11 protein-coding genes are annotated in these 9449 nt (G+C 59.1%); 4 read left to right on the forward strand and 7 right to left on the reverse strand.

The features are described 5' to 3' along the window. Positions 1-97: 97 nt before the first annotated feature. The 5 genes from PMI31_RS01020 to PMI31_RS01040 are packed head-to-tail and all read right to left on the reverse strand — an operon-like array spanning position 98 to position 3679. On the reverse strand, positions 98-577 hold the full coding sequence (locus tag PMI31_RS01020; RefSeq protein ID WP_007974731.1) for an Lrp/AsnC family transcriptional regulator: 480 nt from the start codon (positions 575-577) through the stop codon (positions 98-100). Positions 578-589: 12 nt separating this feature from the next. Beyond that, positions 590-1351: an ABC transporter ATP-binding protein gene (locus PMI31_RS01025; protein WP_007986657.1), complete on the reverse strand. Its 762-nt coding sequence runs from the start codon at positions 1349-1351 to the stop codon at positions 590-592. A gap of 56 nt (positions 1352-1407) precedes the next feature. Continuing rightward, positions 1408-2118 (reverse strand): ABC transporter permease, encoded by a 711-nt coding sequence (locus tag PMI31_RS01030; RefSeq protein WP_008015640.1) that lies wholly within the window; start codon positions 2116-2118, stop codon positions 1408-1410. After that, positions 2115-2840, reverse strand: coding sequence for an ABC transporter permease (locus tag PMI31_RS01035; protein ID WP_008015641.1), 726 nt, complete (start codon positions 2838-2840; stop codon positions 2115-2117). The genes PMI31_RS01030 and PMI31_RS01035 overlap by 4 nt, the downstream gene beginning before the upstream one ends. Positions 2841-2899: 59 nt before the next feature. Then, entirely contained in the window at positions 2900-3679 is a 780-nt protein-coding gene (locus PMI31_RS01040; RefSeq protein WP_008015643.1) for a transporter substrate-binding domain-containing protein, read from the reverse strand. Positions 3680-4277: 598 nt separating this feature from the next. On the opposite strand from PMI31_RS01040, the gene PMI31_RS01045 reads away from it, so the two are divergent. Continuing rightward, positions 4278-5324, forward strand: coding sequence for an ornithine cyclodeaminase (locus PMI31_RS01045; protein WP_008015646.1), 1047 nt, complete (start codon positions 4278-4280; stop codon positions 5322-5324). A 106-nt stretch (positions 5325-5430) separates the two neighbouring features. Here PMI31_RS01045 and PMI31_RS01050 read toward each other — a convergent pair whose 3' ends face one another. Beyond that, the gene (locus tag PMI31_RS01050) at positions 5431-5883 is read right to left on the reverse strand and encodes an Lrp/AsnC family transcriptional regulator (protein WP_008015647.1); all 453 of its coding nucleotides are present in this window, start codon (positions 5881-5883) and stop codon (positions 5431-5433) included. Positions 5884-6063: 180 nt separating this feature from the next. On the opposite strand from PMI31_RS01050, the gene PMI31_RS01055 reads away from it, so the two are divergent. The 3 genes from PMI31_RS01055 to PMI31_RS01065 all read left to right on the forward strand — a co-directional run bounded on the left by PMI31_RS01055 (position 6064) and on the right by PMI31_RS01065 (position 8842). Next, positions 6064-6687 (forward strand): LysE family translocator, encoded by a 624-nt coding sequence (locus PMI31_RS01055; protein ID WP_008015648.1) that lies wholly within the window; start codon positions 6064-6066, stop codon positions 6685-6687. Between the two features lie 196 nt (positions 6688-6883). Next, positions 6884-8053: a helix-turn-helix transcriptional regulator gene (locus PMI31_RS01060; RefSeq protein ID WP_008015650.1), complete on the forward strand. Its 1170-nt coding sequence runs from the start codon at positions 6884-6886 to the stop codon at positions 8051-8053. Positions 8054-8437: 384 nt separating this feature from the next. After that, positions 8438-8842, forward strand: a complete 405-nt coding sequence (locus tag PMI31_RS01065; RefSeq protein WP_238539258.1) for a helix-turn-helix transcriptional regulator — start codon at positions 8438-8440, stop codon at positions 8840-8842. Between the two features lie 121 nt (positions 8843-8963). Here the strand turns inward: PMI31_RS01065 and PMI31_RS01070 are convergent. Beyond that, positions 8964-9449 (reverse strand): M10 family metallopeptidase C-terminal domain-containing protein (locus tag PMI31_RS01070; protein ID WP_008015652.1); only part of this gene is annotated, 486 nt, incomplete at its 5' end.

The raw sequence follows: 9449 nt of genomic DNA on the forward strand, positions 1-9449 counted from the left end.
GAAACCGCCAGCCGCCGTTACCCAAAAAACGGATATTCACACCGACAACAAAAGACAGGCTGGCTATCAGGCCGCCTTCGCGAGCAAGCTTTTGATCTTATTCCATCGTGGTCTTGACCATCGCCAGCTCCGGGTGGCTGACCAGTTTGTCGATGTGCAGATCCGGGTCGTCAAACCAGACTTCGGTCAACACCCGGTAATGCTCCATGTCCCGGCAGCGCATGCGCAGGCTGTAGTCGAACGCGCCACTGATCAGGCGACATTCCAGCACCTGCGGGCAGGCGCGGACCTTGGCCTCGAAGGCCTTTTGCGCTGCTCGCCCGCTCTGGTTCGACAACGCCACCAGCACCAGCAACGACAACCCTGGCGTCAGTTTCTTCTCGTCGAGAATTGCGCCATAGCCGCGAATGACCCCAAGCTGTTCCAGCTTGCGTACCCGTTCCAGACAAGGCCTGGGGGTCAGGTGCACGCGCTCGGACAGTTTTTGATAAGTGATGCGCCCTTCGTGGCGCAACACTTCAATGATTGCCTGATCGATACGATCAAGCACGATCGACAGATCGCGGATATCCGCCATGTACGTTTTGCCTCACTTCAAACGACCCGATAGAAATTGCTGCAAACGTTCGCTGTTTGGCCGGTCAAGTATCGTAGCATCACCCTGCTCCTCGACCCGGCCCTGATGCAAGAACAACACCTGACTGGAGACCTGCCGGGCAAAGCCCATTTCGTGGGTCACCATCAACATGGTCCGGCCTTCTTCGGCCAGCGCCTGAATCACCTTCAGGACTTCACCCACCAGTTCCGGGTCGAGCGCCGAGGTGGGCTCGTCGAACAACAGGATTTCCGGTTCCACCGCCAGGGCACGGGCAATCGCCACCCGCTGTTGCTGCCCGCCCGACAGAAACGCCGGGTACTGATCGGCTACCCGCTGCGGCAGGCCGACCTTGTCCAGATACGCCCGTGCACTTTCTTCAGCGGCCTTGCGGCTCATGCCCAGGACTCGACACGGCGCCAGCACGATGTTCTCCAGCACGGTCAGGTGACTCCACAGGTTGAAATGCTGGAACACCATCGCCAGTCGCGTGCGCAAACGCTGCAACTGCTTCGGGTTGGCCACGCGCATGCCACCAACGCCCTGACGGGTGAGGACGCGCTCGCCATCCAGGGCAATGGCACCCTCGTCCGCCCGCTCCAGAAAGTTGATGCAGCGCAGCATGGTGCTTTTACCCGAACCGCTGGCGCCGATCATGCTCACCACGTCCCCTGCCCGTGCATTCAACGAGACGCCCTTGAGCACTTCGTTGTCACCAAAACGTTTATACAGATTTTCAACCGTGAGTTTGTACATGCGAATACTCCTGGAACGGCACGTTTATCGGCGCCGCTCTGGATTAAAAATGGAAGTCAGTGGGTCGGGCCGAGAAAGCTCAGCCAGCGTTTCTCCGCCAGCCGGAAAGCCCCGACCAGCCCGAACGACAGCGCGAGGTACAGCAGGCCGGCAATGCCGAATGCCTGGAACGTCATGAAGGTCGCCGCATTGGCATCCCGGGCGATTTTCAGGATGTCCGGAATCGTTGCGGTAAATGCCACCGAAGTCGCGTGCAGCATCAGGATCACTTCGTTGCTGTAGTACGGCAGCGCACGGCGCAGCGCCGAAGGCAGGATCAGTTGCAGATACAGGCGCCAGCCACTCAGGCCGTAGGCATGGGCCGCTTCGATTTCACCGTAGGGAATACTGCGGATCGCTCCGGCGAAAATCTCCACGGTGTAAGCGCAGGTGTTGAGGGTGAACGCCAGCAAGGTGCAATTCATGGCGTCGCGGAAAAACGCTTCGAGCATTGGCTGCGAACGGACCACGGCGATGCCGTAGATCCCGCTGTAGCAAATCAGCAACTGGATATATAGCGGCGTGCCACGAAAGACGTAGGTAAACAGCTGAACCGGCCAACGCAAAACGCCCCAGCGCGACACGCGCAGGATCGCCAGGGGCAGAGACAGCACGAAGCCCATGGCAATGCTCGCCACCAGCAACCACAGGGTCATCGCCAGCCCGGTGAAGCTTTCGCCGTCGCTGAACAGGAAGGGTCTCCAGTATTCGGCAATCAACTCGATCATCGCGCCATCCCCCGTACACCCTGGTTGTAGCGCCGTTCCAGCACGCGCAATACGTAGTTCGAAGCGCTGGTGATCAGCAGGTAAAGCGCTGCGGCCAGCAGCAGAAAATCGAGCATGTTGAACGTACTTTTACCCGCCTCCTGCGCGACTTTGACCAGATCCGACAAACCGATGATCGATACCAGTGCCGTGGCCTTGAGCAGCACCAGCCAGTTATTGCCAAGGCTCGGCAAGGCGAAACGCATCATTTGCGGGAACACCACGAAGCGAAAGCGCTGCCAACGATTCAGGCCAAAGCACGCCGCGGCTTCCTGTTGCCCGCGCGGCACACTCAGAATCGCCCCGCGAAAGGTCTCGGTGAAATACGCACCGTAGATGAAACCAAGGGTGACGATGCCGGCCACGAACGGATCGATTTCCATGTATGCCCAGCCCATGGCTTCGGTCAGGGCGCTGAGCCAGCCTTGCAGGCTGTAGAAAATCAGCAGCATCAACACCAGGTCAGGCACGCCACGGATCAGTGTCGTGTAAAAAGTCGCCGGCAGATTGAACAGCTTCAGCGGCGACAGCTTTGCCGCCGCGCCGAGCAGCCCCAACGCCATGCTCACCAGGAGCGCAAGCGCCGACAGTTTGAGGGTGACCCAGGTGCCGTGCAGCAACAAAGGGCCATAGCCTTGCAGGGCCGAAAGGTCGAGCCCCAGGATATTCAGGAAGGAATTCACGCCAGTCACCTGTCTTGATGCGCCCCGGTCACTGCAACATAGCGTCCGGGGCACGAGGATCAGTTGTTGTAGAGGTCCAGATCGCCGAAGTGTTTCTGCTGGATCTGCGCGTAGATGCCCTTGTCATGCAGGGCCTTGATGGCGCCGTTGAGCATGCCTTTGAGCTCTTCGTTGTCCTTGCGCACCCCGATGGCGATTTCCGAAGGCACCAACGGGTCGCTGATGCCTTCGCTGTTCTGGAAGTCCGCGCCTTGCGGCGAGGTCAGGAAACTCATCTGCGCTTGCAGCTTGTCCTGGATCGACGCATCGAGACGGCCATACACCAGGTCGGCATAGACCTGATCCTGACTCTGATAAGCCCGCAGTTTCACCCCGCCCGGCGCCAGCTTGGCCTTGGCATAGGTTTCCTGAATCGTGCCTTGCATGTAACCGATGGTTTTACCGCGCAGCGACTCGGCCGTAGGCAACAGTCCGGAGTCTTTGCGGGTGACGATGGCGGTCGGACCGGCGTACAGGCGATCGGTAAAGTCGATCTGCTTTTTGCGCGCGTCGGTCACGGTCATCGAAGATTCGATGGCATCGAACTTACCGGCCTTGAGTCCCGGAATCAGTCCGTCGAAGTCATTGCTGACCCACACGCAAGTCAGCTTCAGCTCGGCACATATCGCATTGCCCAGATCCACGCCGAAGCCCTGGACCCCGCCATCGGCTGTGGTGGATTCAAACGGTGGGTAGCTTGGGTTGACGCCAAATCGCAGCTCCTTCCATTCCTTGGCGCTGGCGCCTGTGGTGCAGCACAGCAACGCGAGTGCCGGCAAAGTCAGCCATTTGATGTTCATCTTCTTGAGTCCCGGATTATTTGGATTTATCGCGATCCGGCGCCTGCGTCGGACCACACTTTTTTGACAGGGGCAGAGAGTCGATGCGGTCTTCACCGCAGCCGTTTTTGTTGTTGTTTTCGACCGCAAGCAGCCGGTCGTCGAAGTTGCATTCCATCTCAAGCGACGATCGACAAGCGCTTGAAACGGACCGCCAGAATGCCAATTGCGGGGAAGGAGCTGGTGTCGTAACCCCAGGTTAAAACAGCGTGACTGTGCTGAACGTAGGGCTTTCACAGCCGATTCTGTCGTCTGCTGTAAATCACCGTTTCTCCCCTTAACGGGAGCGGCACAGGACATGTAATGGTCTTTGCGGCCTTCTTTAATCTGCATGACGATGCATCGTGAAGCACCAAGCCGAATCTGCTGTGCGCCCTCTGTTTTTCGACTTCTCGCGCTGTATCCAGGGTCAGTATTGGCCGAAATCTTCTCGCCATTGCCTCGACAATAGGTCCGTCGCAAATACATGGACCACCTCCTGAGTCGCAGCCGCCAAAGCGCAAGGCAGTCCAGGCCGGCACCCCCCCCCCACCAAAAAAAGCGCCCAAAGGAACCCGATATGACCCGTTACATCGACGTCAATGATCTGAGCCGTCTCGTCCTGGAAAAAGGCTTGCCTCGTTGCCTGACCGAAATGGCCGAGTACATCCGACAGGATTACCTACGCTGGCCGGATTTCGAAAAATGCGCGCGCCTGGCGAACCACTCACCCGAGGGCGTCATCGAGCTGATGCCCGTGTCTGATGCAGCGCTCTACGCCTTCAAGTATGTCAATGGACATCCGAAGAACACGCACAACGGCATGCTGACGGTCATGGCGTTTGGCGCACTGGGAGACGTCGATACCGGCAAGCCTGTGTTACTGAGTGAAATGACCCTGACGACCGCCATTCGCACCGCTGCCACTTCTGCGCTCGCGGCCCGCTACCTCGCCCGACCGGACAGCCGCCGAATGGCGCTCATAGGCAATGGCTCACAGAGTGAATTCCAGGCGCTGGCATTTCATACACTGCTAGGCATTACTGAAATCAGCCTCTACGACATCGATCCTGCCGCGACGGCGAAGCTGGTAGCCAACCTGCGGGCCTACCCCGCCATTGCGGTGACCGTTGCCAAAACCGTCGCCGAAGCGGTACGGGGTGCCGATATCGTGACCACGGTCACGGCCGACAAGGCCTACGCCACCATTCTGACGCCTGAGATGATCGAGCCCGGGATGCACCTCAACGCAGTGGGCGGCGATTGTCCCGGCAAGACCGAACTGCACCGGGACATCGTGGAGCGTGCACGGGTCATGGTTGAGTACGAACCGCAAAGCCGCATTGAAGGCGAAATACAGCAGATGCCGGTCGACTCACCGGTTATCGAGTTCTGGAAAGTCATCAATGGCCAGACTCAAGGTCGCCAGCACGCCGAGGAAGTCACCCTGTTCGACTCGGTCGGCTTCGCCCTGGAGGACTACTCCGCCTTGCGCTACGTGCTGGATGTAGCAAGAACGCTCAACATTGGCAGCGACATCCAACTGGTGCCAGAGCTGCAGGATCCCAAGAACCTGTTCTCGTTGCTGCAGCCTTCGGCAACAGCCGATGCAAGGCTTCGGGCTTGACGCCACTCGACACGTCAAAACGTTCACCTGGCGGCCCCTTCGGCTGCCAGGCGGAACCCTGAACAAACCGAGTTTTTTTACAGCGCCGTGCGGAGCAAGCTCCCTATCACAACGGCAGCGGCCGATCTTGAACGACCCGTTTCATCACCAGCGTCGAGGTCAGCCGTTGAACATTGGGCAATGTAGAAAGACTCTCGTCATACAGTCGCTGAAAGGCCGGCAGGTCCCGGGCGATGACGTGCAGCAAATAGTCCGGCTCGCCAAACAATCGTTGCGCATCGACAACCTGGGGGATCGCAATCAGCGCCGTCTCGAACGCCTCCACCGCTCGCCTGTCGCCCTCTCGCAGGGTGGCGAATACCATGGCGGAAAAGTTCAGGCCGAGCGCGGCAGGGTCCAGTTGCGCGCGATAGCCCAGCAACACCCCGGACTCTTCCAATGCCCGCACCCGACGATGACAAGGTGAAAGGCTCAGGCCGACCCGTTCAGCCAGTTCAGTGACCGACAGGCGACCATCCTTTTGCAACTCAGCAAGAATATTCCGATCTATTCTGTCCACGCAGTAATATCTTCCAATTTGCAATGTCGGCACGACAATCTTTGAAAGAAGATTCTAGCCGAATTTCATTATTCTTCCTTCAACCACAAACGACCAGGCCCTCCCAAAGAGGCGCGATCATGATTGACGGGAAGCGAAAATGAACAAAGCAACGTTGTATCAACGGGCGTGGGTGACGCCATGACCTTCAGTGTGTTCGCCGCGTTCTGGGCGGTGTCGATTCTGTTCATCCTTACCCCGGGGGCAGATTGGGCCTACGCGATTTCCGCAGGCTTGAAGCATCGAGTTGTCATTCCCGCCGTGGGGGGACTGTTATCTGGCCACTTGATCGCCACGATGATCGTCGCCGCCGGTGTCGGCACGCTGGTCGCCAATCACCCGCGGGCCTTATCCGTGCTGACGGTGGCCGGCGTGGGTTACCTGCTCTGGTTGGGGGCTAATCTGCTTGCACGCCCTTCCACACCACAGGCTGATGAAAGCCAGACGACCGACTCGTGGGCGCGATGGGCGCTAAAGGGACTTTGCGTGAGCGGGCTGAATCCGAAAGTGTTTCTGCTGTTTCTGGCGCTCTTGCCGCAATTCACCGACACCGCCGCGCCGTGGCCCGTGCCCATGCAGATGATTGCGCTCGGGCTGGTCCACACCATCAGCTGTGGAGTGATCTATCTGCTGGTCGGATTTGGCTCACAAGTCGTACTCCGCGCACGTCCTGCCGCTGCGCATCTGGTCAGCCGCTTGTCCGGAGTGATCATGATCATCATCGCGCTGGTGCTGCTGATCGAGCAGTTACGTGCCCTGGTATGAAATTCAGGATCGGTGGCCACAGTCTCAATAATCGCAACGGGGCGTTTTCACCCAGTCGAGACCGATGGCCCCTGCGGCTCAAAGATGTACTTGAATGATAAGTTCCGGTTCATGAGCGGGCAGACACCTCGAGACCAGACCTATACTGCCAAGGCATGTCTGGTCGGTGACAGCTTTGATCTCGAGGATAGGCGACGTGGACCTTGATCAATTTGAAATGCTCCTCGGGGACATCTATGAGTCAGCCTGGTCAACGGCGCACTGGAGCACCGTGCTGAACCGGCTGGCGGAAATGACCAACTGCACAATCGCGCACCTTTATATTTCCGACCATCGCACCCGCAAGGTCCTCGAGTCCTACTGTGGAGGGGATGAGCGCCGGATTTCAGCTGCCCACCAAGCCTACATAGACCACTACGGCGCCATCGATCCGCGCGGCGCCAAGAGTTCAAGCCTTTCTCCGGGCAACTGGATACTTTGCCAGGAACACTTTGACGAACGCTATGTTTCAAGAAGTGAGTTTTATCAGGACTATCTGATTCCAAATGGCTTCAGGTATGGAACAGGTACAAGCCTTCTGACATCGAACAACGTAGATATTTCATTCGGGCTACTCGACGAGGCCCAGGCATTCAGCCGGGAAATACACCTGCCACTGTTGAACAGAATCACTCCTCATTTGCAACGCAGCTTGCAGCTTGGCCAACGCCTGCAGCAGTTGACCGGTCAAATTGAACTGGGCTCGAATTTTATCGACACGTTGCCTCAGCCGGTGGTTGTTTGCAGCAGTTCCGGCAAAGTGATTTATTCCAACCGTGGTGCCAATGCACTCCTCGCCGTTGAGCACTGCATCCGCATAGAGAAACAACACCTGGTGTGTGCCGACACCCACCATCAACAAAAATTGTCAGCACTCATTCGTGGCGCCAGCAGCGTAAATTTCAGTACGGCCAGGCAGTGTTCAAGGGCGTCAAGAGCAGAGCCAGGGATCATGACCACGCGCTCACTGAGAAATGGCCGCAATCTCCACCTTTCGGTTATTCCGGTGCCGCAGTCTCATGGCGTGCAAGCAGACTTCGCGATCGATCAAGGGGTGCTGGTTCTCTTTGATTCCCATCAAGGAGATTTCTCCAACACAGAATACTGGCTCACTTCGCTCTACAGGTGCTCACCAGCCGAAGTCCGGATCGCAAAGCTTCTACTCGAAGGGCAGTCACCGGAAGAAATCGGCTTGTCGTTGGGCCTCAAGCTTCCCACCGTTCGCACCCATCTTCGCAACCTCTTCGAAAAAACCGGAACCTCGCGCCAGACCGCCCTGGTGAGGCTGATGGCGTCCCTGCCAACGACAGGAATCGTCGGTAGCTGAATGGCCTTGATGTGGGAAAATTTCCACGGCATCCACCTACGGCTATCCATCGGAAAAGCCGGCTTGCAGCCAAGGCTTCCGGTCAAGTGTTGTCCGCGGCGCGCCACGCCTGGATACAGACGCCCCCGCGCAACGCTTTCCCGAGACCACTGGTATTGCAGAAAGCTTGACCATGCGCCATATGAAAACGTAGCGCCCGCAGGTTCAACCGCGCTACGCCAACCGCTAGCAGGAAGGCTTGCCCTTGCCACGACTGGATGAGCACAAGGTCTACGACGAATTGGTGGGCCTTTGTTATGAATGCGTGCTGGACAACTCCGCCTGGCGGCCACTGTTCGAACTACTGGTCCCACCCCGCTCTGGCTGCTGGACGGCGACGAGCGCGTGCTGCATTGCAACCAGGTGGCGGCGCGACGCATGAGCCAGAGTGGCTTCCCGCTCTATGAGAACTTCACCCGCCTGCACAGCACGAACCTGGACACCAGCCTGCAGGCGCTGATCCGTCGCGCCGCCGGCAAGGACGGCAAGCGCCGCGCCGGCTGGCTGCGCCTCAACCCCACCCAGCAGCAGGAGCTGCTGGTTACGCCGGTACCGGCCCAAGCCAGCTTCAACCAGCACTTCCAGAAGCCGCTGGTGCTGCTGGCCCAGCAGCTCAGCCCGGAAGCCTGCGCCGAGCGCCTGAATGTTTCCATCAACACCGTGCGCAGCCAGTTGCGCGCGCTGTTCCGCAAGACCGACACCAGCCGCCAGGCCGAACTAGTCAGCCTGCTCGGCCGCCTGCGCAGCTGAGCCCCGGCCCCGTTCAAGCGGCTGCCGACACGGCGCCGAATTCCAGCGACCGACCGGCCTGGGTGGCGCTCCTGGCGACAAACCGAGCCGGGGTTCGAGAACCCAGGCTCGGACTGCACCTCTAGCCGAACAATTGCAGGTCGCTCGCCGCCAGGCTCGCCACCCCGGTCAGGGTCACCAGCGCCACCGCGTTGCCATTGGCGGCGCCGTCTGCATCGTAGTAGAGCGTCTGGTTGCTCTGGTTGAACACCAGATTCGCTCCCGCCTGTTCGGTCTGGTTGTCGGTGACGTTGGCCAGCACGCCGGGGTCGGTCAGCGCTTGGCCCTGCAGGTTGAAGACGGCGTTGCTTAGCGCGAGATGATCCTGGCCGGCGGTGAAGTCGGTCACGGAGTCGATATTGTTGGCCCCAGGCGCGGTGGAGAAGCGGAAGATGTCGTCGCCCAAGCCACCGGTTAGCGAGTCGTTGCCGCCGCGCCCGTCGATGTCGTCATTGCCGGCCAGGCCGTTCAGCGAGTCGTTGCCGTTGAGGCCGACTATTACGTCGTCGCCTGCGGTCGCATTGAAGCCGGGCAGGCTGCTGCGGCCCCACACGCTGCCGTCGGCGAA

This window comes from Pseudomonas sp. GM55, from assembly GCF_000282395.1.
GTDB classification, from domain to species: domain Bacteria; phylum Pseudomonadota; class Gammaproteobacteria; order Pseudomonadales; family Pseudomonadaceae; genus Aquipseudomonas; species Aquipseudomonas fluorescens_CC.